This window comes from Micromonospora sagamiensis (assembly GCF_014680085.1).
GTDB classification, from domain to species: Bacteria; Actinomycetota; Actinomycetes; order Mycobacteriales; family Micromonosporaceae; genus Micromonospora; species Micromonospora inyonensis.
In genome coordinates, this window is record NZ_AP023438.1 from 5,564,779 (window position 1) to 5,590,099 (window position 25,321).

General features: G+C 71.7%; 22 protein-coding genes. 14 read left to right on the forward strand and 8 right to left on the reverse strand.

The genetic code is table 11. The features are described 5' to 3' along the window. Window positions 1-106: 106 nt before the first annotated feature. Together IGA62_RS24560 and IGA62_RS24565 are read left to right on the forward strand one after the other, a co-directional pair. Window positions 107-1,432, forward strand: coding sequence for a M20/M25/M40 family metallo-hydrolase (locus tag IGA62_RS24560; RefSeq protein ID WP_091462505.1), 1,326 nt, complete (start codon window positions 107-109; stop codon window positions 1,430-1,432). A 67-nt stretch (window positions 1,433-1,499) separates the two neighbouring features. Continuing rightward, complete coding sequence (locus IGA62_RS24565; protein ID WP_145818665.1) at window positions 1,500-2,159, forward strand: hypothetical protein; 660 nt, start codon at window positions 1,500-1,502, stop codon at window positions 2,157-2,159. A 78-nt stretch (window positions 2,160-2,237) separates the two neighbouring features. Here IGA62_RS24565 and IGA62_RS24570 read toward each other — a convergent pair whose 3' ends face one another. Beyond that, entirely contained in the window at window positions 2,238-2,429 is a 192-nt protein-coding gene (locus IGA62_RS24570; protein ID WP_088984700.1) for a DUF5703 family protein, read from the reverse strand. A gap of 132 nt (window positions 2,430-2,561) precedes the next feature. Further along, a complete protein-coding gene (locus tag IGA62_RS24575) occupies window positions 2,562-3,530 on the reverse strand; it encodes an aldo/keto reductase (RefSeq protein WP_091462503.1) in 969 nt (322 codons plus the stop codon). Between the two features lie 181 nt (window positions 3,531-3,711). Between IGA62_RS24575 and IGA62_RS24580 the strand changes: the two genes are divergently transcribed. After that, window positions 3,712-4,764, forward strand: a complete 1,053-nt coding sequence (locus IGA62_RS24580; protein ID WP_145818664.1) for an LLM class F420-dependent oxidoreductase — start codon at window positions 3,712-3,714, stop codon at window positions 4,762-4,764. Then, window positions 4,761-5,597 carry an undecaprenyl-diphosphate phosphatase gene (locus tag IGA62_RS24585; protein WP_145818663.1) on the forward strand — a complete coding sequence of 279 codons (837 nt, stop codon included), beginning with the start codon at window positions 4,761-4,763 and terminating at the stop codon, window positions 5,595-5,597. Before IGA62_RS24580 ends, IGA62_RS24585 begins: the two co-directional genes overlap by 4 nt. A gap of 60 nt (window positions 5,598-5,657) precedes the next feature. Here the strand turns inward: IGA62_RS24585 and IGA62_RS24590 are convergent, their stop codons facing one another. Continuing rightward, on the reverse strand, window positions 5,658-6,263 hold the full coding sequence (locus tag IGA62_RS24590; RefSeq protein WP_145818662.1) for a hypothetical protein: 606 nt from the start codon (window positions 6,261-6,263) through the stop codon (window positions 5,658-5,660). A gap of 494 nt (window positions 6,264-6,757) precedes the next feature. On the opposite strand from IGA62_RS24590, the gene IGA62_RS24595 reads away from it, so the two are divergent. From IGA62_RS24595 to mshC, 4 genes are all read left to right on the forward strand, one after another. Then, a complete protein-coding gene (locus IGA62_RS24595; RefSeq protein WP_145818661.1) occupies window positions 6,758-7,462 on the forward strand; it encodes a histidine phosphatase family protein in 705 nt (234 codons plus the stop codon). A gap of 106 nt (window positions 7,463-7,568) precedes the next feature. After that, window positions 7,569-8,156 (forward strand): DUF3090 domain-containing protein, encoded by a 588-nt coding sequence (locus tag IGA62_RS24600; RefSeq protein WP_145818660.1) that lies wholly within the window; start codon window positions 7,569-7,571, stop codon window positions 8,154-8,156. After that, the gene (locus tag IGA62_RS24605; protein ID WP_145818659.1) at window positions 8,153-8,971 is read left to right on the forward strand and encodes an SCO1664 family protein; all 819 of its coding nucleotides are present in this window, start codon (window positions 8,153-8,155) and stop codon (window positions 8,969-8,971) included. Before IGA62_RS24600 ends, IGA62_RS24605 begins: the two co-directional genes overlap by 4 nt. Before the next feature lie 125 nt (window positions 8,972-9,096). Beyond that, entirely contained in the window at window positions 9,097-10,335 is a 1,239-nt protein-coding gene (gene mshC, locus IGA62_RS24610; protein WP_145818658.1) for a cysteine--1-D-myo-inosityl 2-amino-2-deoxy-alpha-D-glucopyranoside ligase, read from the forward strand. Window positions 10,336-10,385: 50 nt separating this feature from the next. On the opposite strand, the gene IGA62_RS24615 is transcribed toward mshC, so the two are convergent. Beyond that, window positions 10,386-11,177 carry a GntR family transcriptional regulator gene (locus IGA62_RS24615; protein WP_145818657.1) on the reverse strand — a complete coding sequence of 264 codons (792 nt, stop codon included), beginning with the start codon at window positions 11,175-11,177 and terminating at the stop codon, window positions 10,386-10,388. Window positions 11,178-11,341: 164 nt separating this feature from the next. Here IGA62_RS24615 and IGA62_RS24620 point away from each other — a divergent pair, with 164 nt between their 5' ends. After that, window positions 11,342-11,860, forward strand: a complete 519-nt coding sequence (locus tag IGA62_RS24620; RefSeq protein WP_145818656.1) for a hypothetical protein — start codon at window positions 11,342-11,344, stop codon at window positions 11,858-11,860. Window positions 11,861-12,035: 175 nt separating this feature from the next. Here IGA62_RS24620 and IGA62_RS24625 read toward each other — a convergent pair whose 3' ends face one another. After that, on the reverse strand, window positions 12,036-12,905 hold the full coding sequence (locus IGA62_RS24625) for a PAC2 family protein (protein WP_145818655.1): 870 nt from the start codon (window positions 12,903-12,905) through the stop codon (window positions 12,036-12,038). A 297-nt stretch (window positions 12,906-13,202) separates the two neighbouring features. Between IGA62_RS24625 and metH the strand changes: the two genes are divergently transcribed. From metH to IGA62_RS24640, 3 genes are all read left to right on the forward strand, one after another. After that, window positions 13,203-16,706 carry a methionine synthase gene (gene metH, locus IGA62_RS24630; protein WP_145822027.1) on the forward strand — a complete coding sequence of 1,168 codons (3,504 nt, stop codon included), beginning with the start codon at window positions 13,203-13,205 and terminating at the stop codon, window positions 16,704-16,706. Between the two features lie 1,379 nt (window positions 16,707-18,085). Continuing rightward, window positions 18,086-18,817, forward strand: a complete 732-nt coding sequence (locus tag IGA62_RS24635; RefSeq protein ID WP_145818654.1) for a hypothetical protein — start codon at window positions 18,086-18,088, stop codon at window positions 18,815-18,817. Beyond that, window positions 18,802-19,500, forward strand: a complete 699-nt coding sequence (locus tag IGA62_RS24640) for a hypothetical protein (RefSeq protein ID WP_145818653.1) — start codon at window positions 18,802-18,804, stop codon at window positions 19,498-19,500. The genes IGA62_RS24635 and IGA62_RS24640 overlap by 16 nt, the downstream gene beginning before the upstream one ends. A gap of 101 nt (window positions 19,501-19,601) precedes the next feature. Here the strand turns inward: IGA62_RS24640 and IGA62_RS24645 are convergent, their stop codons facing one another. Next, window positions 19,602-20,048, reverse strand: coding sequence for a hypothetical protein (locus IGA62_RS24645; protein WP_145818652.1), 447 nt, complete (start codon window positions 20,046-20,048; stop codon window positions 19,602-19,604). Between the two features lie 78 nt (window positions 20,049-20,126). Here IGA62_RS24645 and IGA62_RS24650 point away from each other — a divergent pair, with 78 nt between their 5' ends. After that, window positions 20,127-21,062: a neutral zinc metallopeptidase gene (locus IGA62_RS24650; protein WP_145818651.1), complete on the forward strand. Its 936-nt coding sequence runs from the start codon at window positions 20,127-20,129 to the stop codon at window positions 21,060-21,062. A 122-nt stretch (window positions 21,063-21,184) separates the two neighbouring features. Further along, entirely contained in the window at window positions 21,185-21,838 is a 654-nt protein-coding gene (locus IGA62_RS24655; RefSeq protein ID WP_145818650.1) for an HAD family hydrolase, read from the forward strand. Between the two features lie 108 nt (window positions 21,839-21,946). Here IGA62_RS24655 and IGA62_RS24660 read toward each other — a convergent pair whose 3' ends face one another. Together IGA62_RS24660 and IGA62_RS24665 are read right to left on the reverse strand one after the other, a co-directional pair. Further along, a complete protein-coding gene (locus IGA62_RS24660) occupies window positions 21,947-24,496 on the reverse strand; it encodes an ABC transporter permease (protein WP_145818649.1) in 2,550 nt (849 codons plus the stop codon). Further along, on the reverse strand, window positions 24,496-25,266 hold the full coding sequence (locus tag IGA62_RS24665) for an ABC transporter ATP-binding protein (protein WP_145818648.1): 771 nt from the start codon (window positions 25,264-25,266) through the stop codon (window positions 24,496-24,498). The genes IGA62_RS24660 and IGA62_RS24665 overlap by 1 nt, the downstream gene beginning before the upstream one ends. Between the last annotated feature and the right edge of the window lie 55 nt (window positions 25,267-25,321).

A 25,321-nucleotide genomic window follows, 5' to 3' on the forward strand; every position in this document is an offset into this window, starting at 1 on the left:
CGCCTCCGAAACGGGAGCGGGTGGACGGCCCCGCGCCGCTCACGGCCGGCCCACTGACGCGTACGGGTCTCGTGGCGGGCGCGGTGCGGCTGGTAAGAAGAACGCCATGACCGACCCCGTACCCGCCGTGCCCGAGCCCACCGACGAGGTCGTGGCACTCTGCCGTGACCTGCTGCGGATCGACACCACCAACACCGGCGACAACGCCACCAGCGCCGGCGAGCGGCAGGCGGCCGAGTACGTCGCGGAGAAGCTGGCCGAGGTCGGCGTCGACGCCACCCTGCTGGAGTCGGCCCCCGGCCGGGCCAACCTGGTCGCCCGGATCCCCGGCGCCGACCCGGGGCGGGGCGCCCTGCTGGTGCACGGCCACCTCGACGTCGTCCCCGCCGACGCCGACGAGTGGTCGGTGCACCCCTTCTCCGGCGAGATCCGCGACGGGTACCTGTGGGGGCGCGGCGCGATCGACATGAAGGACTTCGACGCGATGGTGCTGGCCGTGGTCCGCCACTGGCAGCGCACCGGCGTCCGGCCGCCCCGGGACATCGTGCTGTGCTACACCGCCGACGAGGAGGCGGGCAGCGACTACGGCGCGCACTTCCTGGCCGAGCGCCACCGGGACCTCTTCGACGGCTGCACCGAGGCGGTCGGCGAGGTCGGGGGCTTCTCCTACACCGTGGACGACGCCACCCGGCTCTACCTCATCGAGACCGCCGAGAAGGGCATCGACTGGCTGCGGCTGCACGCCAAGGGGCGTCCCGGGCACGGCTCGTTCGTGCACGACGACAACGCGGTCACGGCGCTCGCCGAGGCGGTCGCCCGGATCGGTCGACACCGTTTCCCGCTGACCGTCACCCCGACCGTCCGGGCGTTCCTGGAGGCGGTCTCCGAGGTGCTCGGCGTCGAGCTCGACCCGGACGACCCGGAGACCGCGATCGCCCGGCTGGGCCCGATCGCCAACATCATCGGCGCCACCGTCCGCAGCACCGCCAACCCGACCCGGCTGGCCGCCGGCTACAAGGACAACGTCATCCCCGGCCGGGCCACCGCCACCATCGACTGCCGCAGCCTGCCCGGCCAGTCCGAGATGCTGGAACAGCAGCTGCGCGAGCTGGTCGGCCCGGGCATCGACATCGAGTACATCCAGCGCCAGCCCGCCCTGGAGACCACCTTCGACGGGGCGCTGGTGGAGGCGATGTCCGCCGCGCTGCGCGCCGAGGACCCGGGGGCCCGGCCGGTGCCGTACATGCTCTCCGGCGGCACCGACGCCAAGGCGTTCGCCCAGCTCGGCATCCGCTGCTTCGGGTTCGCCCCGCTCCGGCTGCCGCCCGACCTGAATTTCTCCGCGCTCTTCCACGGCATCGACGAGCGGGTTCCGGTGGACGGACTACAGTTCGGCGTGCGGGTTCTCGACCGGTTCCTCCGCACCTGCTGACCGGCACCGCGCCGCGACGCGCCACCGGTACGGCTTCTTCCCCCCATCGCGAAAGGGACTTCCTCACATGACCGACCAGCACGTTGAGCTGGACGCTGCCCTCGAGCGGGTGATCGACGCGGCCCGCCGGCACCTGGCCGCGGTCCGCGCCGCCCAGGGCCGGGTCGACGACGACGACGTCTGGCAGGCGTACGTCGAGTTGAACAACGCCTCCTTCGCCTACGACGAGCAGCTCCTCGACGCCTTCGGCGAGGTCACTCCGTGGGACGTGGAGTCGATCGACCCGAACGAGGCCGACGCGCACTTCGGCCCGGACGGCGAGGGCGCCGAGCCCACCGACCCGCACCCGCAGGTGATCTCCGTACGTCAGCGCCGCGACTTCCGGGTGCCGAGCGTGTCGGCGCTGATCCGTGCCGCGGAGGTGGCCCGTCGGGAGGGCACCCCGGCCGACGACGAGCCGGCCCCGGTCGAGGGCGTCGGCGAGGCGGTGCTGGAGCTGCTGCAGAGCGGCGACGGCTCGCTCAGCGCGCTGGACGTTCCCGAGCTGGAGCCGCTCGACGGGGTGGTGATGGTCAGCGAGGTGGGCACCCCGGTCGACCTGGAGTCGTTCGACGACGACGACCCGGTCGGCCCCTTCCAGCCGGCTGCCGACGACCGCCTGGTCGGCCGGCTCGACGAACACCCCTTCCTCGACCTGGACGAGGACGAACTGGGGCACACGCACTGAGTGCCCCGTCGGACGCCACGGGCCGAGCCGAACGGCCCGTGGCGTCGGTGCGGGACGGGTCCGCCGTCGGCGGCGCCGTCAGTAGGACAGGCCCGGCTGTGGCTGGTTGACCCGACGGCGACGCAGTACCACCTGCCGGGTGCCGTCCCGGTACAGCCGTACCCGGGCCAGCTCCCAGCCGGCGTACTCGGCCTGGATCGCCAGCTGCACCGCGGCGGTCACCCGGTCGACGTTCGGCGGTAGCCGCAGCGGCGCGTACTCGTAGTCCATGCCGCCTATGCTGCCCAGCCCGGCGACGTGGCGCCACCCCGTCGGGTCAGCCGCGCCACCGTGCCGGGTGCCGCGTCCACGGCACCTGCGCGGCCGGGCCGGTGACCTGGCCCGACGGGCCGGCCGGGGCGGTCAGCCGGCGCGTTCCGGGTAGCCGACCTCGACCGCCGAGACGTCGTCGAGCGCCGTGGTGATCTCCTCCGGCAGGGTGATCCGATCGACCTGCAACGCGCCGAGCAGCTGACCGACGGTCCGCGCGCCGAGGATCGGCGCGACCACGCCGGGCCGGTCCCGGACCCAGGCCAGCGCCACCTCCAGCGGTGACACGCCGAGCCCGCCGGCGGCGGTGGCCACCGCCTCCACGATGCTGGAGCAGCGCGGCTCCAGGTAGGGCGCGACGAACGGAGCGAAGTGCGACGAGGTGGCGCGCGAGTCGGCCGGACGGCCGTGCCGGTACTTACCGGTGAGCACCCCCCGGCCCAGTGGCGACCAGGGCAGCACCCCGAGCCCCATGGCGGCGCAGGCCGGCAGTACCTCCCGTTCGACCCCCCGCTCCAGCAGCGAGTACTCGACCTGCGCGGCGACCACCGGCGCGCGGCCGGGGTAGGCCGCCTGCCACGCGGCGGCCCGGGCGGTCTGCCAGCCGGAGAAGTTCGACACCCCCACGTACCGGACCCGCCCGCTGGTGACCGCGTGGTCGAGCGCCGACAGCGTCTCCTCCAGTGGGGTGTCCGGGTCGTATCCGTGCACCTGCCACAGGTCGACGTGGTCGGTGCCGAGCCGGCGCAGCGAGGCGTCCAACGTCCGTAGCAGGTGCCCCCGGGATCCGTCCCGGCGGCGGGTGCCCGGCCGCAGACCGGCCTTGGTCGCGATGAGCAGGTCGTCGCGGGGCACGAGGGTGCCCAGCAGCGAACCGATCACCGACTCGGCGTCCCCGTCGCCGTAGACGTCGGCGGTGTCGACCAGGTTGCCGCCCGCGTCGAGGTAGCCCTTCAGTTGGGCGGCCGCATCGTCGGCGTCGGTGTCCCGACCCCAGGTCATGGTGCCGAGCGCGAGCCGGGAAACCGCCAGCCCGCTTCGGCCGAGCGGTCGCTGTTGCATGAATGAACCTTATTTCGAACCGGCGCGCACCGACATCCTCGCCTCCGTCAACTCTCCGACCGTCCCGGCCATGCGTGCCGGGTACGTCCGGGCGCGCTCCCATGGGAGCGAGGCGGTGGTCGGTCCCGTTGCCGGCATTGCGTAACCTGGTGCGACTCGTGGTGCGGGATGGGGGAGGACCATGCGACTCGGGCTCAGCCTCGGATACCAGACGGCGTGGAGCACGCCGGCAGACCACCTGGCTCTGGCCCAGGAGGCGGACCGGCTCGGCTATTCGGTGGTGTGGACGGCGGAGGCCTACGGCTCCGACTCGCCGAGCATGCTGGCGTGGATTGCCGGGCAGACCGAACGGATCGACGTGGGCAGCGCGGTGATGCAGATCCCGGCGCGGACCCCGGCGGCGACCGCGATGACCGCGGCCACCATCGACGCGTTGTCCGGTGGCCGGTTCCGGCTCGGCCTGGGGGTCTCCGGCCCGCAGGTCTCGGAGGGGTGGCACGGCGTCCGGTTCGCCAAGCCCCTCGCCCGGACCCGCGAGTACGTCGACATCGTCAAGCTCGCCATCGGCCGGAAGGAGGTCGCCTACGACGGCGACCACTACACACTCCCGCTGCCCGACGGCCCCGGCAAGGCGCTCCGGCTCGGCTTCCGCCCGCCGCGCGAGCACATCCCGATCTACCTCGCCGCCGTGGGCCCGAAGAACCTGGAACTGGCCGGGGAGATCGCCGACGGCTGGCTGGCCGTCTTCTACGCGCCGGAGTACGCCGAGGAACAGCTCGCGGCGGTACGCGCCGGCCGGGCGAAGGCCGGCAAGGAGCTGGCCGGCTTCGACGTCGTACCGTCGGTGCCGGTGGTGGTCGGTGACGACGTCGCCGCCTGTGCCGAGCTGGTCCGCTTCTACGCCGCGCTCTACGTCGGCGGCATGGGCAGCCGCCAGCAGAACTTCTACAACCAGCTCGCCACCCGGATGGGCTACGGCGACGCGGCCCGCGAGGTGCAGGATCTCTACCTCGCCAAGCGGCAGCGGGACGCCGCCGCCGCGGTGCCGACGGAGTTCATCGACCGCACCTCGCTGCTCGGCGGAAAGGAGCGCATCGCCGAGCGGATGCGCGAGTACGCCGCCGCCGGCGTCACCACCCTGTCGCTGACCCTCTTCGTCGCCGACCGGGAGAGCGGGGTGCAGACCCTGCGTACCTGCGCCGAGGCGCTGGAACTCGCGGGAGTGGGCGAGTGAGCTGGATCGAGGCGATCGTTCTCGGCATCGTCCAGGGTCTCACCGAGTTTCTTCCGGTCAGCTCGTCCGGCCACCTGCGGATCACGTCGGCGATCTTCTTCGAGCGGGACGCCGGGGCGTCGTTCACGGCGGTGACCCAGCTCGGCACCGAGGCGGCCGTGCTGATCTACTTCGCCAAGGACATCTGGCGGATCACCCGGGTCTGGCTGGTCGGCATCCGCGACAGGTCGGTCCGCTCCAGCCTCGACTACCGGATGGGCTGGTACGTGATCGTCGGCTCGATCCCGATCGGCGCCTTCGGTTTCCTGTTCAAGGACCAGATCCAGACCGCCGCGCGCAATCTCTGGCTGGTGGCCACCACGCTCATCGTCTTCGCGTTCGTGCTCGCCTTCGCCGAGTACTGGGGCCGGCAGACCCGCACCCTGGCGAACTTCCGGATGTCCGACGGTGTCGTGATGGGCTTCGCCCAGGCGATGGCGCTGATCCCGGGGGTCTCCCGGTCCGGCGGTACGCTCACCGCCGGCCTGTTGCTCAACCTGACCCGGGAGGCGGCGGCCCGCTACTCGTTCCTGCTGGCCATCCCGGCCGTGGTGATGTCCGGCGTGTTCAGCCTGGGTGACGTCTTCGAGCCGGCCGCACCCGGGACCTCGGTCCCCAGCGTGGCCCAGATGGTGGTGGCGACCGTGATCGCCTTCGCCATCGGGTACGCGGCGATCGCCTGGTTGCTCCGCTACGTCGCGCACCACACCCTGTACGTGTTCGTCCTCTACCGGGTGGCCCTCGGCACCCTCGTGCTGGCGCTGCTGATGACCGGCACCATCTCGGCCACCTGATCCGGCGGGGACGCGTGTGGGCCGGCACCCCGGGTTCGGGGTGCCGGCCCAACGTGTGGGTCAGCTGGTCCAGTGCTCGGCGACCAGGTCGGCGGCCTGGGTCTCCCACTGGGCGTAGTGGTCCGGGTACGCCGACACCTGCACGGTCTGGGCGGCCTTCGTCAGGGGCATGTCCTGCCACCCGTCGACCTGCTTCAGACCCTTCAGGAACGCCGTCGTGGAGTACTCGGGGTCGGTGATCTGCTCGACCGTGCCCCACCCACTCGACGGGCGCTGCTGGAACAGACCCTGCGAGTCGTGGTCGTTGCGGTCACCCAGATGACCCAGGTTCTCCAGCTTCGACTCCTGCAGGCTCGTGGCGATCGCGACCACGGCGGCCCGCTCGTCCATCCCGGCCTTCTTCGTCGCCGCGATGATCGCCTTCACGTTGCCGGTCTGCTCGGCATCCAGAGGGATCCGGGACTGCTCACCCCGCACACCATGCGGCATCAACCTGCCCGTGTCGGGCTTGTCGCCCTGCACCGCCACCGCCACCGGAGTAGCGGCCTGCGCCGGGGACTCCACCGTCGCCGCGGCGACCGGACCGGCGACCACACCGGCGGCGAACGCCACACCGGCCACACCCAGCACACCCTTACGCAGCATCGACAGATTCAACGTGTTCATGGGGGAACTCCCATCAGGGGGTCGACACCCCGGCACCCCAGGGGGAAACAACACAGTGCCAGGGGGTACGAGCACCGTCACGGCACCCGCCACACAACAAGGGGGAAAGACTCACCACCGGCGGAAAGCTCAACTGCCGCCCGTCCACGCCGGTGAACCATGTACAACGACCCGCCACCCGCCGGCATTCCACCGACCGGGCCCGCATACCAGCCCCACCAGCAGCGGGGCGGCTCCTCGGCCGTCGACCCGGTACAACCACCCGCCCACCCCCACCATTCCCTGGGCGCGAACCACCCGATATCCCCCGAACCGGACGCCCGGCCACGGCGTGGAAACGGTCAGACCACGCAGGCCACGTATGTCGCCACCGCCACTCCCGCACGCGGGCCCAGCCCGGCCCCGCCCGGGGTGAACCCCACGCGGGCCCGGCCCCGCCCGGGGTGAACCCCGCATGCGGGTGCTCCGGTGACGTCAGGCCATAGGGTGGTCGCGTGGCGACCCTTCTGCTTCTACGACACGGCCGGACGACGGCGAACGCCGACGGAGGGCTGGCCGGTCGGCAACCGGTCGAACTGGACGAGACGGGTCGGGCGCAGGCCCGCGCGGTCGGCGAGCGGCTGCGTGCCCTGCCGCTGGCCGCCGTGGTGACCAGCCCTCTGGTCCGTTGCCGGCAGACCCTGGAACTGGCCCTGCCCGAGGCGTCCCCGGCCGTCGAGGACGGATTGATCGAGTGCGGATACGGCGAGTGGGAGGGACAGCCGCTCAAGAAGCTGGCCAAGGACCCCCTCTGGCCGGTGGTGCAGCAGCACCCGAGCGCGGCGGTGTTCCCCGGGGGCGAGGCGATGGCCGCGATGGCGGCCCGCGCGGTCGCGGCGGTGCGCTCCTGGGACGCCCGGCTCACCGCCGAGCACGGCCCGGAGGCGGTCTGGTTGGCGTGCAGCCACGGCGATGTGATCAAGGCCATCGTGGCGGACGCGCTCGGCGTGCACCTGGACCTGTTCCAGCGGATCGTCGCCGACCCCGCGTCGGTGACCGCGATCCGGTACACCCCGACCCGACCGTTCCTGCTGCGGCTCAACGACACCGGCGGCGACCTGGCCGGGCTCGTCCCCGCGCCCCGCAAACGGCGACGCCGTACCTCCCGGGCGGCGGATTCGGACGCCGTGGTGGGCGGGGGCGCGGGAGCCGGCCGGTGACCGCCTCCGGCCCGGTGGCGGCCGGCACGCCGAGCCGTCGGTCCGGACGACCATTCTGGGTCGGTGGGGTGCACGCCCGTTCCCACGGCCGGATAGGGTCGTGGGTATGACCCACCAGGTGCACGCCTTCGAACCGCCGGAGCGGTTCGTCGCTGGGACCGTGGGGCCGCCGGGGGAGCGGACGTTCTTCCTCCAGGCGCGCGGCGCTGGCCGGGTGGTCAGTGTCGCGCTGGAGAAGGTCCAGGTTTCCCTGCTGGCCGAGAAGCTGGAGGAACTCCTCACCGAGGCGCAGCGGCGCTTCGGCGTCGAGCTGCCCGAGCTGCCGGCCACCGGTGTGGCCGACAACGACCCGTTGGACACGCCGGTGGACGAGGAGTTCCGGGTCGGCACCCTGGGCCTGGCGTTCGACGTCGACACGTCGACCGTGGTGATCGAGGCGATCGCCGCGGGCGAGACGGAGGTCGAGGTCGAGCTGGATGAGGACGACGACGCCGATGACGATGACGACGACGTGGTCGAACCGGACGAGGACCTGGACCGGCTCCGGGTGCGGCTGACCCCGCAGGAGACCCGCCGGTTCATCGAACGCGCCCGGCGGGTGGTCAACGCCGGGCGGCAGCCCTGCCCGCTCTGCGGCCAGCCGCTCGACCCCGCCGGTCACCTCTGCCCCCGGCACAACGGCTACCACCGGTGACCTTGTCGGACACCCGGCCCTCCGAGGAGGAAAGCGCCGCACTGCGGCTCCTCCGCGAGGGTGAGTTCGCCCTGGAGGGGCGGCTCGTGGACGCCTCCAACACCACCCTGCGCGGCACGCTCACCCTGGACGGGGTGACCGTCCGCTGCGTCTACAAGCCGATCCGCGGCGAGCGCCCGCTCTGGGACTTCCCGGACGGCACGCTCGCCGACCGGGAGGTCGCCGCGTACCTGGTCTCCCGGGCCACCGGCTGGGACCTGGTCCCGCCGACGGTGCTGCGGGACGGGCCGTTCGGCCCCGGCTCGTGTCAGCTCTGGATCGACGAGCCGTCCGACGCCGAACCACTCGTCGGGTTCGTGCCGGCGGACACGGTGCCGCCGCGCTGGTTCCCGATCGCCGCCGCCCGGGACGACGACGGCACGCCGTACGCGCTGGCGCACGCCGACGATCCGCGCCTGGCCCGGCTGGCGGTGCTGGACGCGGTGCTCAACAACGCCGACCGCAAGGGCGGGCACGTGCTGGTCGGCCCGGACGACCGGATCCACGGCGTGGACCACGGGGTGACCTTCCACGTCGACGAGAAGCTGCGCACGGTGCTCTGGGGCTGGTCGGGCCGGCCGCTGCCGGAGGACGCGGTGCGGATGCTCGACGCGCTCGCCGGCCAGGTCGACGGCCCGCTCGGCGAGGACCTGGCCGCGCACCTGACGCTGACCGAGATCCGCCGGCTCGCCGCCCGGATCGACGCGTTGCGGGAGTCCGGCCGTTTCCCCCTGCCGTCGCAGGACTGGCCCGCAGTGCCCTGGCCCCCCATCTGAGCTGCGGGACCTTTCCGGACGCGGGCACGTCCTCAGCGCGCCGGCCCGACCCCACCGGGAGCCTGTCGGGTTGATCACCAACGCGGGGCGTCCCCGCCGTCGTAACGCTCGTTAGGCTGGCGGGCATGGAGTCATGGGCGGGGCACGAGGTGCCGCGGCTGCCGGGCAGGGGCGAGCCGCTGACGTTGTTCGACTCGGCGCGTCGCGGTGCACACCGGAGTGATCCGGAGGGTACGGCGACCATGTACGTCTGCGGCATCACACCGTACGACGCCACCCACCTCGGACACGCCGCGACCATGATCACGTTCGACCTCGTCCAGCGGATGTGGCGGGACGCCGGCCGCGAGGTCCGGTACGTGCAGAACGTCACCGACATCGACGATCCGCTGCTGGAGCGGGCCGAGCGCGACGGCGAGGACTGGAAGGTCCTGGCCATGCGGGAGACGGCCCTGTTCCGCGAGGACATGGAGGCGCTGCGGATCATCCCGCCGGCGCACTACGTCGGCGCGGTCGAGTCGATCCCGGACATCGCCGACCGGGTGCTGCTGCTGCTCAAGGACGGCGCGGCGTACCGGCTCGACGACGGCACCGGGGACGTCTACTTCGACATCGCCGCGACGCCCCGGTTCGGCTACGAGTCCAACCTCTCCCGCGAGGAGATGCTGGAGATCTTCCCGGAGCGGGGTGGCGACCCGCAGCGCCCCGGCAAGCGCGACCCCCTCGACCCGCTGCTGTGGCGCGGCGAGCGCCCCGACGAGCCGTCGTGGCCGGGCGGCGACCTGGGGCCGGGGCGTCCCGGCTGGCACATCGAGTGCGCGGTGATCGCCCTGAACCTGCTCGGTGACCGGATCGACGTCCAGGGCGGCGGCAACGACCTGGTCTTCCCGCACCACGAGTGCTCGGCGGCGCACGCCGAGCGGCTCACCGGCCAGGCCCCGTTCGCCAGCCACTACGTGCACGCCGGCATGATCGGCCTGGACGGCGAGAAGATGTCCAAGTCCCGGGGCAACCTGGTCTTCGTGTCCCGGCTGCGGGCCGACCGGGTCGACCCGATGGCGGTGCGGCTGGCCCTGATGACCGGGCACTACCGCAGTGACCGGTCCTGGACCGACGACCTGCTCACCGCCGCCGGGGAGCGCCTGGCCCGCTGGCGGCGCGCCGCCGTCGCCCCCGCCGGGCCGTCCGGGGTGGCGCTGCTGGCCGGGGTACGCCGACGCCTCGCCGACGACCTGGACACCCCGGGCGCGTTGGCGCTGGTCGACCGGTGGGCCGAGGAGACGCTGGCCGGCGCCGCGGACGACCCGGACGCCCCGGCACTGGTCGCCACGACGGTGGACGCCCTGCTCGGTATCCGCCTCTGAGCCACTGACCCGGACGGTCACCGCCGCCGTGTGCGGTGGCCGGCCGGCGGTCAGCCGAGCACGAGGCCCGGGTCCGGGTCGGGTTCCGGCGTCGGGCCGGGGACCCGGTACTCCTCGGTCAGCGTGGTCATCGGCCCCGGCCAGGTGGCCTGCGCCACCTCGATCGGCTTGCGCGCGCCGTCGTACGCCACGTGCAGCAGGTGCAGCACCGGCGTGTCCGGCCGGATCTGGAGGGTCTCCGCCTCCTCCCGGCTGGGCTGGCGGGCGCTGATCGTGTCGGTGGCGGTGACGTACCGCCGGCCGATGGCCTCCTCCGCCTCCTGGTAGAGCGGGCGGCCGAACGCCTCGGCCCGCTCCAGGGAGGTGCCGGCGGTGTCGGCCGGCAGGAACCAGGACGCGCCGACCTCGACCGGGGACTCCTCGGTGCGCACCAGGTGCCGCCGGACGAGCAGTTCGGTGCCGTCCGGCACGCCGAAGGCGTCGGCGACCTCGGGCGGGGCGGGGGCGCGTCCCACTCCGACCAGCTGCTGCCGGTACCGGGCGGCGAGGTCGGTGTGATAGCCGCGGAAGCCGCCGTACCGGCCCCGGGAGAGCCGGTTGAGTCGCCGCCGGGTGCCCCGGACGTACGTACCCGAGCCGGGTTTGGTGATCAGGACCCCCTCGACCCGCAGCTGGTCGACGGCGCGCTGGACGGTCTGCTTCGCCACCCCGAACATCTCGGCGATGGCCGGGATGGACGGCAGCCGCTCGCCCGGTGCCCAGTCGCCGCGCCGGACCCGGGCCTTCAGTTGGTCGGCGATCTGGCGGTGCGGGAACTCGGCGGCTCCCGGGTTGATCTGCACGGCCTTCCTCCCACCGATTGACAGCTAGGTTCCTAGGATGCCCTACACGGGGTGGTCACGGCTACCCCCTCCGCCATCGCGCAGCCGACAAAAGGGACGGCGAGGTGGCGAGGGCCACCTACCGTGTCGCTCAATTCACCTCATCGACGAAAAGGCGGCACGAGATGACAGCTGTCCGAGAACGCGCGATCCGGCGCAGCCCGCTGACCCGCATCGTCGCGACGATCCTCGCGGCCGTGACGCTGACGCTGGGACTGACCGTGGTGGCCAACGTCACCACCGCAGCGCCGGCCCAGGCTCTCTGCTCCACCCCCGCCATCACGGGCAACTGGTCCAACATCGACGCCGCCAGTTCCGGCGTGGTGCGGGTGGAGATCCGTTTCACCTGTAGCGACACGGTGGTCTGCGACGCGGAGACCGGGGTCTGCACCCGACCGCCGTCGACGCTCGACATCCGCCCGTTCGGCGCGTGCAGCCCGACCGCCTGTGACTGGGGCTGGCGGACCACCACGGCGATGGGCGACGGATGGGTGCGGGCGTTGTACCACCACAGTTGGGCGACGAAGGACGTCTGGGCCCGCACCGAGGTCTGGCACGGGCAGACGTTCCTGCGGGTGTGGATCTACACCGACTACACCGACGGGCGCACCGACCGCGAGACCAACGAGTGGTTCCTGAAGTGACCGGTCGCTGACCAGGGCGAGCCGGCGGACCTGAGTCGGCCCCGCCCACCGACGACCACGGCGGGTCGCCCGGTCCCGGGACCGGGCGACCCGCCGGCCGCTGCACCAGCCGCCTCCACACGCCGGAAGGGCGGACCGCGACGATCCGGCGGCCCCGAGGGCCGGCGTGCCGGGGTTACCAGGACCCGGCGGTGGGACCGGCGGAACCACCCCGGCGACGCAGGTACTTCTCGAACTCCTGGGCGATCTCGTCCCCGGTCAGCGGGGTGATGCCGGCGTCGCCGACCCGCTCCTCCAACTCCCGGACGTACTCACCGAGTTCGGCGTCCTGCTCGGCGGCGCTGCGCACCCGCTGCTCCCACTCGGCGGCCTCCTCGGCCAGGTCGGCCATGGGCACCGGCAGGTCGAGCACCTCCTCGACCCGGTGCAGCAGGGCGAGGGTGGCCTTCGGGCAGGGCGGGTTGTTGGCGTAGTGCGGCACGTGCACCCAGAACGAGACCGCGTCCACCTCGGCCCGCGTGCAGGCGTCGTGGAGCACCCCGACGATGCCGGTCGGGCCGTCGTACCGGGTGGGGGTGAGCTGGTAGCGCTGGGCGGCCTCGGCGTCCGAGGCGCTGCCGCTGATCGGCAGGGGCCGGGTGTACGGAACGTCGGCCAGCAGCGCGCCGAGCAGCACCACCCGCTCGACCTCCAGGCTGTGGCACAGCTCCAGCACCTGCTCGCAGAAGGTGCGCCACCGCATGCTCGGCTCGATGCCCCGGATCAGCACCACGTCCCGTTCGGTCCCCTCCGGGCTGGCCACCATGAACCGGGTGGTGGGCCACTCGACCCGTCGGGTGGCCCCGTCGGCCATGGTGACCGTCGGCCGGCTGACCTGGAAGTCGTAGAAGTCCTCCGGGTCGATCTCGGTGACCTGACGGGCCTGCCAGACCTGCTCCAGGTGCTCCACCGCGGCGGTGGAGGCGTCCGCGGCGTCGTTCCAGCCCTCGAAGGCGGCGATGGCCACCGGAGAGCGCAGCACCGGCAGCCCGTCGAACTCGGTCACGCCGTCACCTCACCCTGCTCGTTCCGGCCGACGCCGGCACCACGGACGGTGGTGCGGTGGCCCCGCGCGGTGGCGTCCCTGTTGTCCCTCACGTCGCCAGCCTACGTCCCGGCGCCGCATGCGGCCCGTCGGCCGCGCCGGTCGGTGGCCCGGGCCGGTCGTCCCGGCGTACCGGATGCGGTCGGTGGCCGTGCGGGGCCGGACCGTGCGGGCGGTCTCCGGCAGAATGTGGGAGCGACGAGTACCGCTCCACCACGACGCGAGATTCCGCACTAACCTGAACGTGTGCGGACCTCGTTGCTGAATGCGCTGTCAGACCGGATCCTCGTCGCCGACGGCGCGATGGGGACGATGCTCCAGGCGGCCGACCTGACTCTCGACGACTTCGAGAGCTACGAAGGCTGCAACGAGATCCTCAACGTGACCAGGCCGGACGTGGTGCGGTCGGTCCACGAGGCCTACCTCGCCGCCGGAAGTGACTGCGTCGAGACGAACACCTTCGGTGCGAACCTCGCGAACCTCGGCGAGTACGACATCCAGCACCGCATCTGGGAGCTGTCCGAGGCCGGCGCGCGGATCGCCCGGGAGGCGGCCGACGCGTGGAGCACGCCGGAGCGTCCCCGGTTCGTGCTCGGTTCCATCGGGCCCGGCACCAAGCTGCCGACCCTGGGGCACGCGGCGTACGCGACGTTGCGGGACGCGTACCAGCAGAACGCCGCCGGTCTGATCGCCGGTGGTGCGGACGCGCTGATCGTGGAGACCAGCCAGGACCTGTTGCAGGTCAAGGCGGCCGTGGTCGGCTCCCGTCGGGCGATGGCCGAGGCCGGGACGACGGTACCGCTGATCTGCCACGTCACCGTCGAGACCACCGGCACGATGCTGCTGGGCAGTGAGATCGGTGCGGCGCTGACCGCCCTGGAGCCGCTGGGCATCGACCTGATCGGGCTGAACTGCGCCACCGGCCCGGCGGAGATGAGCGAGCACCTGCGCTACCTCTCCCAGCACGCCCGGGTGCCGCTGTCGGTGATGCCGAACGCGGGCCTGCCCCAGCTGACCGCCGACGGGGCGGTCTACCCGCTCACCCCGCAGGAGCTGGCCGACGCGCTGGAGCGGTTCGTCACCGAGTACGGCGTCTCGCTCGTCGGTGGCTGCTGCGGCACCACGCCGGAGCACATCCGGGTGGTCTCCGAGCGGCTGCACGGCGTCCGGCCTGCGCCCCGGCAGCCGGTGCAGGAGCCGGGGGTCTCCTCGATCTACCACAACGTGCCCTTCGCCCAGGACGCCACGGTGCTGATGGTGGGGGAGCGGACCAACGCCAACGGTTCCAAGGCGTTCCGCGAGGCGATGCTCGCCGGGGACTGGCAGTCCTGTGTGGAGATCGCCCGGGGTCAGGCCCGGGACGGCTCGCACCTGCTCGACCTGTGTGTGGACTATGTCGGCCGGGACGGTACGCAGGACATGCGGGAGCTGGCCGGGCGGTTCGCCACGGCCTCCACCCTGCCGATCATGCTGGACTCGACCGAGCCGCAGGTGATCGAGGCCGGGCTGGAGATGCTCGGCGGCCGGTGCGTGGTCAATTCGGTCAACTACGAGGACGGTGACGGGCCGGAGTCCCGCTTCGGTCGGGTGATGCCGGTGATCAGGGAGCACGGCGCCGCGGTGGTGGTGATGTGCATCGACGAGGAGGGGCAGGCCCGCACCGCGGCGGACAAGGTCCGCATCGCCTCCCGCATCATCGACGACCTGACCGGCCGCTGGGGCATGCGGCTGCCGGACATCATGGTCGACACGCTGACCTTCCCGATCTCCACCGGCCAGGAGGAGACCCGCCGCGACGCGATCGAGACCATCGAGGCGATCCGGGAGATCACCCGGCGGTACCCGGGGATCAACTTCACTCTGGGCGTCTCGAACGTCTCCTTCGGACTGAACCCGGCCGCCCGGCAGGTGCTCAACTCGGTCTTCCTGCACGAGTGCGTGGAGGCCGGGCTGACCAGCGCGATCGTGCACGCCAGCAAGATCCTGCCGATGACGAAGATCCCGGCGGAGCAGCGCGAGGTCGCCCTCGACATGGTCTACGACCGCCGTCGTGAGGGGTACGACCCGCTCCAGCGTTTCATCGACCTCTTCGAGGGTGTGGACGCCGCCTCCGCGCGGGCGACCCGGGCGGAGGAGTTGGCCGCGCTGCCGTTGGAGGAGCGGCTCAAGCGCCGGATCATCGACGGCGAGCGCAACGGCCTGGAGGCTGACCTCGAGGCGGCGATGGCCGCCGGCACGGCGCCCCTGTTGATCATCAACGACATCCTGCTGGACGGCATGAAGGTGGTCGGTGAGCTGTTCGGCTCCGGCCAGATGCAGTTGCCGTTCGTGCTCCAGTCCGCCGAGGTGATGAAGACCGCGGTGGCGTACCTCGAACCGCACATGGAGAAGGCCGACGACGGCGGCAAGGGCCGGATCGTGCTGGCCACGGTCAAGGGCGACGTGCACGACATCGGCAAGAACCTGGTCGACATCATCCTGTCGAACAACGGCTACGAGGTCGTGAACATCGGCATCAAGCAGCCGGTCAACGCGATCCTGGAGGCCGCCGAGCAGCACCGGGCGGACGCGATCGGCATGTCCGGCCTGCTGGTCAAGAGCACCGTCATCATGAAGGAGAACCTCGCCGAGATGGCCGCCCGCGGCGTGGCCGAGCGGTGGCCGGTGCTGCTGGGCGGCGCGGCGCTGACCCGCGCCTACGTCGAGGACGACCTGCGGGCGATGTTCCCCGGCGACGTGTACTACGCCCGGGACGCGTTCGAGGGGCTGGCCCTGATGGACCGGGTGATGACGGCCAAGCGCGGTGGCGCGCCGGTGGTGGATCCGGAGCGGGAGGCGGCGCTGGCGGCCCGGCGGGCGCGCCGCGAGCGGCAGCGGGCGATGGTCACCGAGTCGCTGCCGGAGTTGGACGACGCCTCGGTCCGCTCGGACGTGGCGACCGACGTGGAGGTGCCCGCCCCGCCGTTCTTCGGCACCCGGGTGGTCAAGGGCCTGCCGCTGGCCGAGTACGCGGCGCTGCTCGACGAGCGGGCGACGTTCCTCGGCCAGTGGGGGCTGCGTGGTTCCCGGGGCGGCGACGGGCCGTCGTACGAGGAGTTGGTGGAGACCGAGGGGCGGCCCCGGCTGCGGTACTGGCTGGACCGGCTGACCGCCGACAAGGTCCTCGAGGCGGCGGTGGTGTACGGGTACTTCCCGGCCTACGCCGAGGGCAACGACCTGGTGGTGCTGGACGAGAACGGCCACAGCGAGCGGGCCCGGTTCTCGTTCCCCCGGCAGCGGCAGGAGCGGCGGCTCTGCCTGGCCGACTTCTTCAAGCCGCACGGCGACCAGTTGGACGTGGTGGCGTTGCAGTTGGTCACCGTCGGCCAGCCGATCAGCGAGTACACGGCGAAGATGTTCGCCCGCAACGAGTACCGCGACTACCTGGAGGTGCACGGGCTCTCCGTGCAGCTCACCGAGGCCCTCGCCGAGTACTGGCACCGGCGGGTGCGGTCCGAGCTGACGCTGCCGTCGGGGCGTACCGTCGCCGACGACGACCCGGCGGACCTGGCCGGGCTGCTGCGCAGCGACTACCGGGGTTGCCGGTACGCGTTCGGCTACCCGGCCTGCCCGGACCTGGAGGACCGGGCCAAGATCGTGGAGCTGCTCGGGGCGGAACGGATCGGGGTGCGGTTGTCGGAGGAGTTCCAGTTGGAGCCGGAGCAGGCGACCGACGCGATCGTGGTGCACCACCCGGAGGCGAACTACTTCAACGCCAAGTGACGTCGTAACCCTGTCTGAGCTGCGCAAACACTGCCCGGGCACCCGTCTAGGCCGTGGTCGGGCCGTCGGGGTGCTCCGGGTCGTGACCGAAGGCGGCGTCGATCGGTCAGCCACGCCTGGCGTCTCCTGTCGCTGTCGACAGCAACGGTGACAGCAATGAGCTGGGACAAGGACAGCCGGCAGCGGCCGAACCCGAACCTTCGCCCGAGGTCGCGTACGTGGATGGATCCTCCAGACGGAGCGCCCAGAACTTACAAGCGAGGGTTGTGGAGCTCTGCTCTACTGGTCAGATGCGTGGCCGCCTTGTCCTTTGCGTCGCCTCACTGATCATGGGCGTGATCACGGCAGGGACCGGACTCGCGGTGGCCTTGGGATACATCGAGCAGCCAGGGCCCTTCAACGAGGCGATACTGGGTGGTGTAGGTGGAGCGACGGCCGGGGCGAGCTTCCGCCGCTGGAAGAGGTTCCGGTCCTCGGACTTGGGGCGATTACGGGGCACCAGACAGGGTGAAGCGTCAGCGACCAGCCACCAGTGATTCGAGCCCGGGGTTGGGCGTAACCGGCCTGCCGAGCAGCCCGGCGCAGGTCGCGGGAGATTACATCAAGTACCGCTGCAAGTCTGACCCTATCCGTGGTCACCTCTTGAGCCCGGTAGCCAATGCCGCAAGGACGGCCCGGGGAGCGAGGCAACCGAGCAGCCCGTAGAGCGATCGCTACGGCCCAGAACAAACCCTCCACCGCGAGGCTGGATGGTAGGCGCTTGTTCGGATCGGCCCGGAGTCGGTGCGTCACAACCTGGTTGACGATCACGGCGGACACTCGCGGACGAGCCGGGATGCTGCCGGATCGGTTCAGCAGGTAAGCCGCCTTTCAGCCAGATGAGCAGGCCGTCTCGGTCGCCGGGGGCGCGAGGAGCCAGGCCGTCACCAGGCTGTGGAACGCTGACCGATGATGCCCACCGGCGATCGATGCCTAACGTTTGCACAGCTCAGAGTGTCGATCGGTGTCCTTTGACCGGTTCGCCTGGCACCCGGAACCAGTTCAACGCCAGGTAGGTCCGGCAGGCAACAGGGGCGGAAGGTGCCGGCGTGACGGCCTCGGCCGCGTGTCCGGACCGCGACAGGCCGGATGGGACGGGTCGGACGCGCACTAGGATGTGGTCGATGCGGGTTCTTCCCCTCGGACGCGCGACGTTGGCCACCACGCTGTCCGCTGTCCTGACTGCGGCGTGTGGTGCCGGTGCGCCGTCCCCGTCGCGCAGCCCGTCTTCGTCGGCTTCGGTGGCCGGCGGGTCCCCGGCGGCTTCGGGGAGTCCGCCCGAGCGTTGCGAGGCCGGTGTGCTGTCGAACCCGGCGAAGGGCGGAGGAAGCGACCTCAAGGTGAGGATCCTCCGTCAGCAGGGCGGCGGTCCGGGGTGGGACATCGCGCTGCCGGCGGCCTCCGTGAAGTCCTTTCCGGAGTTCACCGGCGACGCCGAGGCGTCCGACACGTCGGATTCCTTCGCTCGGGCCTTCGACGAGGGTGGCGCGTTCTCCCACGACGGGGCCGTCATCGAGTTGTCGTTGTACAACCGTCGGTCCAACTGGCTCACGATCCACGACATCCGGGTCGTCAACAAGCGGATCGTGTGTCCACCCGAGGGCCTGCTGTTCCTGGAGGGCAACGAAGGCGGTGGGTTGGTGGACCTGGTCTACTCGCTGGACGCCGCGGCACCGGTCGCCCACACCAGGAGCGCGAGCGGGGAGATCAGCACCGAGCCGTACTTCACCAACGACGTGATCGAGGTTGAGCCGACGGACCAGGCCACCGTTCAGATGGACATGAGCGGGGTCAGGTTCGCGTACGAGTTCGACATCGCGATCGACTACTCGGTCGGCGGGGAGAGCCGAAGCCAGCTCGTGCGGCGTCGGAACGGTCCCTTCCGGGTCACCACCGCGCTCTGCCCGAGCCCTGGCATGCGTTCCCGGTTGAGCGAGGGCGACGTGCAGCGCCTCAAGGCGCAGCGGTACGGACTCGTCCGGCGGCGGCTGTCGCAGGTCGATTCGGCCGGCCGGTACGTGTACGAGAACGTCACGACTACCGAGTTCGTCCGGTCATGCCCGACCTGGTGAGACGCGAGTGGCAGCGTACGTCGTCCGGGTTGTACGTCCCGAAGCGTGACGACGGTCCCGGTGACTGCTCTCCGTACGAGCAGGAGGATCTGAAGTACACGCGGCGGCAGACCCTGGCCGCGCTGGTCGGTGCGGTCCTCTCCCTATTGGCGCTGATCGGGTCCGGGACCGCCCTGGTCTACACCGCCGAGGCGTGGGACGACCAGCAGACCCTCCTCGAGCAGCAGATCGCCCTCAACCGGGTCAACCAGGAGCGCGAGCGGCGGGTGTACAGCTCCCGGGTCGCCCTCTGGGCGACGATCGGCACCGACTTCAGCAGTGTCAAACCGGCCGGTGTGGACGTACACGTGCAGAACCGTTCGCCCGTTCCGCTTCGGCGGGTGCGTCTGCTGGTGCCGTTGGAGTCCGGACGTGTCGCCGAGGCCCGGATCGCGGACGTGCCGCCCTGTGTCGTCCGGACGATGCGGGTCGCCTCTCCGGTTGGTGAGCGTTTCGCCGACGCGCGCGAGCAGTGGCTGGGATACACCCCCGTGGTACTGGAGTTCGAGGAGACCGGGCGGTTCTGGCGTCTCGGCGACGGTGGTCTGACGCTGACAGGGGCCGACGTCACTGCGTACGCCGACCGGTTGCGACTGGCAGCGCCGGCGGAGAGCCCGGTCGGGGACTGCGGCGAGGGCGCCTAGTACTCCAGCCGAGTCCCGGCGAGTGCGGCTGGAACACCGGGACGTCGGTGAGTCGATCGGGTGCGGTCGGCGTCCGGAGGAGGAGACGTTCATCCAGGCCGTCAACGGTTGGCGCCGCGGGCGGAGCCGATCACCAGGAAGGTGCTGTCGGGCCACACGTAGGAATTGGCGCCACCCGGCTCGGCCGGCCGGAGGAAGACGATCCGCACGAGGCGGGGCCACCAGCGGGTCGGCTCCGACCAGGAGCACGTGACCCGCCGCTCGCCCGTGTCGGCGCAGTCCCCGACCTGTTTCCATCCGCCGAGCTGACCGGCGATCCCGGACCGGACCTGATCCCAGGTGGTGGCGGGCGGCATGGCATAGGTTTCCACCTCCGGAACACCGCGATCGTTGCGCAGATCGGTGAAGACCTCGGACGTCCGGTTGTCGACGACCACTGTGTATCCGCCCTCGGGCAGCACGGTCGACGCCCCCGTCGGCGCCGCGATGGGAACCGGCTCGCCGGCCGCCATCCAGCGCACCCCGGCCACCGCCGCCGCAGCCAGCACGATGATCGCCCCTGCTATGGCAAGAAGTACTCGCACAGCCGGGAGTCTATGAACACGAGGCCAGCCGGCCGAGCCGGTATGGCCCGCCGGTTGGGTAGACCGCCTCCATCACCGCTGGAGACCGGTTCTGGACCTGGATCGCGTCGGCCCGGTACGGGTGCACAGGACTGCTCTTCCGGACCAGATCCCCAGGCGCGAGACAGCCGGGCCCTCCGGGCGGTGGAGTGCATCATCGAGGCGGGTGGGGGGTACAGCTGGCGGCGTGGCACCGATGCTGGGGAGGGCACCGTGCAGCGTATTTCCACAGGGCGGATCGGTGGGCTGCTGGTGGCGGCGGTCGTGGCGGGGGCCTGCGCGGTCGGCCCGGTGACCGACGGCGGGGACGGCGGGCCACCGGAGCCGGGCACGACCGCGCAGGACGGGACCACCCGGGCGGACACCCCGACGAACGTCGAGGAGTTCAAGAAGGACATCGACGACGCGGTCCGTTCGGCCGAGACGTACTGGTCGGCGCAGTTCCGGGCCTCCGGGGAGCGGTTCCGGCCGATCCGGCGGATCATCCCGTACCAGCGGGAGGGCGAGGTGTCCTGCGGCGGGCAGGCGCTGCCGCGCAACAACGCGGTGTACTGCTCGGCGGGGGACTTCATCGCCTACGACGTGAACTGGGCGGTGGCGGCGTTCCGGCAGATCGGTGACGCGTTCCTGTACTACCTGCTCGGCCACGAGTACGCGCACGGCATCCAGACCCGGTTACGCGTCCGCTACCAGTACACGATCGAGCAGGAACTCCAGGCCGACTGCATGGCCGGGGCGTACCTGGGCGGCGTCATCGAGGCGAAGGTGCTGACGCTGGAGGAGGGTGACCTGGAGGAGTTCCGGGAGGGGCTGCTCGCGGTGGGTGACCAGTCGGGGCAGCCGTGGTTCGCCGAGGGTTCGCACGGCTCGGCCGAGCAGCGCACCCAGGCGTTCTTCAACGGGTACGAGAAGACCCTCTCCGCCTGCGGTCTGGGCTGACCGGCGGTTGACCCACGTCTCCCCGCCGGGGACCGGTGCCGCCGGCGGCGGGCGGGGCTGCGAGGATCGCCGGGACCGCCGTACCCAGGGAGGATACGCTGAGCAGCCAGCCACCCGCCGCCGTGCTCTTCGACATGGACGGCACCCTCGTCGACAGTGAGAAACTCTGGGACGTCGCCCTCTACGAGCTGGCCGTCGAGTACGGGGGCACGCTCTCCGAGGCGGCCCGGCTCGCCATGGTGGGCACCAGCATGGACGTCTCGATGGAGATCCTGCACGCCGACCTGGCGCAACCGTGGCGCGACCCGCGGGCCAGCGCGGCGTGGATCGACGACCGGATCGTGGAGTTGTTCCGGACCGGCCTGCGGTGGCGTCCCGGTGCGTCCGACCTGCTTCGCGCGGTCCGCGATGCGGGCCTGCCGACCGCCCTGGTCACCTCCAGTGGCCGGCGGCTGGTGGAGATCGCCCTGGACACCCTCGGCCGGGACAGCTTCGACGTGGTGGTCTGTGGCGACGAGGTGGAGGCGACGAAGCCGCACCCCGAGCCGTATCTGACGGCGGCGCGGCTGCTCGGCGTGCCGATCGACCGGTGCGTGGCGATCGAGGACTCGCCGGCCGGGGTGGCCAGCGCGTTGGCCGCCGGGGCGGCGGTGCTGGCGGTGCCGGTCGAGGTGCCGGTTGAGGTGGTCGACGGGGTGCACCTGCGGGAGAGCCTCGACGGCGTGGACCTGGCGGTGCTGGCCGCCCTGCTCCGCTCCGTCCCACCCGCCCGGTAGCGCTGATCGGCCCGCTTGCCGTGCTGTTGCTCGTCGGGTGGTAGGAGGGGTCCCCTGCTCCTCAAAAAGCGGTAACAGGGGACCCCTCCTACCTACCAACCCACCACGTCAGTCGTGCGCGATCGCGCCGAGGACGTTGATCCGGGCGGCGCGGGTCGCCGGGACGACCGCGGCGATCACCCCGATCAGCGCGGCGAGCCCCAGGAACACGCCCATCTGCGACCAGGGCAGAACCAGCTTGGTGAAACCCTCGTCCTCCAGGGCCCGGACCACGGCGGCGCCGAGACCGGAGCCGACCACCACGCCGAGCAGCGCGCCGAAGACCGAGATCACCACCGCCTCGACGGTGATCATCCGCATGGTCTGGGACCGCCGCAGCCCGATCGCCCGCAGCAGGCCGAGTTCGCGGGTGCGTTCCAGCACCGACAGGGCCAGCGTGTTGACGATCCCGAGCACGGCGATCACGATCGCCAGCGCCAGCAGGATCTGGATCATCGTGAGGAGTTGGTCGAACTGGCCGGTCTGCTGCTCGACGAAGGCGGCCCGGTCGGCGACCGACACCTCCGGGCTGTCGGCGACCAGTTCCTCCAGCCGGGACTGCACCGGCCCGATACTGGTGCCGTCGGTGAGCTGCACCAGCGCCAGGTACGGCTGCGGGACGGTGAAGTCCGCTGCGCTCTCCCGGGGCAGCACGTACGAGCCGGGCAGCCGGTCCTCGGGCACGATGGCGGCAACCGTGTAGGTGTGTCGGGCACCCCGCGCGAACTGGATGGTGAGGGTGTCGCCGACCGCCTTGCCGCGGTTGCGCGCCACCGGCTCGCTCAACGCGATCTGGTCGGGCCGGAGGGTGGCGAGGGTGCCGGAGGTGGCCTTCGCGTGGTAGATCCGTCCGGCCGCCGCCAGGTCGGTGGCGGCGTTGACGTAGCGCCGCTCGCCGTCGACCTCGGCGAAGTCGTTGAACAGCCCGACGACGGTGCCGACCCCGGGCAGCGCGGCGGCCTGGTCGATCACTGCCGGATCGAACGTCGGCTGGCGGGGGCCGGTCTGCGCCCCGGAGATGGTCAGCTCGGCGTCGATGGTGTTCGTCGTCTGGTCGGCGATCGTGGACTTCGCCGAGTCGAGCACCACGGTCACCCCGGTGACCAGGGCGATGCCGACCATCAGCGCGGCGGCGGTGATGGCGGTGCGGCGCGGGTTGCGACCGGAGTTGAGCCGGCCCAGCTTGCCCGGCACGGACCAGGCGAAGATCGCGCCCAGCAGGGAGACCACCGGCCGGCTGATCAGCGGCGTGAGCAGCGCCACCCCGACGAAGGTGAACAGCACCCCGCCGAGGATGGCGGCCAGGGTGTTCCCACCGGCGTTGTCGGTCAGACCCAGGGCGAGCAGGACGGCGCCGACCGTGGTGACCACCGCGCCGGAGACGGTGACCCGGGTCAGCGGCCGGTCCGGGGTGGCCACGTCCTGCATCGCCGCGATCGGCGGGATCCGGGACGCCCGCAGCGCCGGCAGCAGCGCCGCCACCAGCGTGATCAGCATGCCCACCGCGAAGGAGCTGATCACCGCCGCCGGGGGCACGGCCAGTCCGGCCAGGGCGAGACCGCCGGCGAACTGCCCGAAGACGTACGCCAGCAGCGCGCCGATACCGATGCCGGCGGCGAGGCCCAGCAGCGAGGCGAGCAGCCCCACCGCGATCGCCTCCAGGACCACCGAACCGATGATCTGCCGGCTGCTCGCCCCGATCGCCCGCATCAGGGCCAGTTCCCGGGTGCGCTGCGCCACGATGATCGAGAACGTGTTGAGGATGAGGAAGGTGCCGACCAGCAGGGCCACCCCGGCGAAGCCGAGCAGGATCTGGTTGAAGAAGGAGAGCCCCTCCTTGAGCCCGGCCGAGGCGGCCTCGGAGGCCTGCTCGCCGGTCTTCACGTCGTACTCGGCGCCGAGGACACCCGCCACGTCGTCGCGCAGCGCCTCGGGGCGTACGCCGTCGTCGGCGCGGACGGCGATGCTGCTGTACGTGCCGGGCTGGCCGAGCATCAGTCGCTGCGCCACCGGCGTGGTGAACATGACCTCGTGCGCGCCACCGATGCTGTCCCGGTCGCCGCTGTAGCCGAAGACCCCGACCAGGGTGAACTCGCGCTTCGGTTCGAGGGTGAGCACCCCGACCCGGTCACCGACGGACACCTTCGCCGCCTCGGCGAGGGCCGCGTTGATGACGATCTCGTCGTCGGCGCGGGGTTCGCGTCCCTCGCGCAGCCGCACCAGGTCGCTCTCGCCGAGCCAGTTGCCGCCCAGCTGCGGCGGGCCGACGGTGGGCACCACCTTGCCGTTGCTGCCGATCAGGCGGGCACCCTGCCCGGCGACCACACCGGTGGCCTCGGCCACCCCGGGCAGCGCGTCGACCTTCTCCAGGACGGCGGCCGGGAACGGGGGCGCGACCTGCTCGCCCTCGGTCTCGTCAGCCGCGATCTTCGGCTTGGTGGTGACGTTGACGTCGATTCCCTCGAACGCGTCGGCGAAGATCGCGTCGAACGAGCGGCCGAGGGTGTCGGTGAGCACGAACGCGCCGGAGACGAACATGACGCCCAGCACCACCGCCAGGCCGGACAGCAGCAGGCGGACCTTCCGGGCCAGCAGGCTCTTCAGCGTCGCCCGGAACATCAGTTGCTCACCTCGGTCACCGGGGTGTCCAGCTTCTTCATGGTGTCGAGCACGGTGTCGGCGGTCGGCTCGATCAGTTCGGAGACGATCTGCCCGTCGGCGAGGAAAACCACCCGGTCGGCGTACGCGGCGGCCGTCGGGTCGTGGGTGACCATCACGATGGTCTGCCCGTGCTCCCGGACCGATTCGCGCAGGAAGCGGAGCACCTCCGCGCCGGAGCGGGAGTCCAGGTTGCCGGTCGGCTCGTCGGCGAAGATCACGTCCGGGCGGGAGACCAGGGCGCGGGCGCAGGCGACCCGCTGCTGCTGGCCGCCGGAGAGCTGGCTCGGCCGGTGGTCCAGCCGGTCCCGCAGGCCGACCGTGTCGATCACCGTGTCGTACCAGGCCGGATCGGGTTTGCGCCCGGCGATCGACAGCGGCAGCAGGATGTTCTCCTTGGCGGTCAGCGTCGGCAGCAGGTTGAACTGCTGGAAGATGAAACCGACCTGGTCGCGGCGGAGTTTCGTCAGCCCGGCGTCCTTCAGCCCGGTCACCGTGGTGTCCCCGATCGACACGGTGCCCCGGGTCACCGTGTCCAGCCCGGCCAGGCAGTGCATCAACGTCGACTTGCCCGAACCGGACGGGCCCATGATCGCGGTGAAGCGGCCACGTTCGAACTCCACGTTGACCCCGCGCAACGCGAGGACCTGGGCCTCGCCGCTGCCGTACACCTTCCACACCTCATCGGCGCGGGCCGCGACCTGCGCGTGGCGGTCCACCGTAACGGTCACCGTTCCCCCTCAATTAGCTTCCTGCCGCCGCACCGCCCCCGCTGGTCGGTGCGGC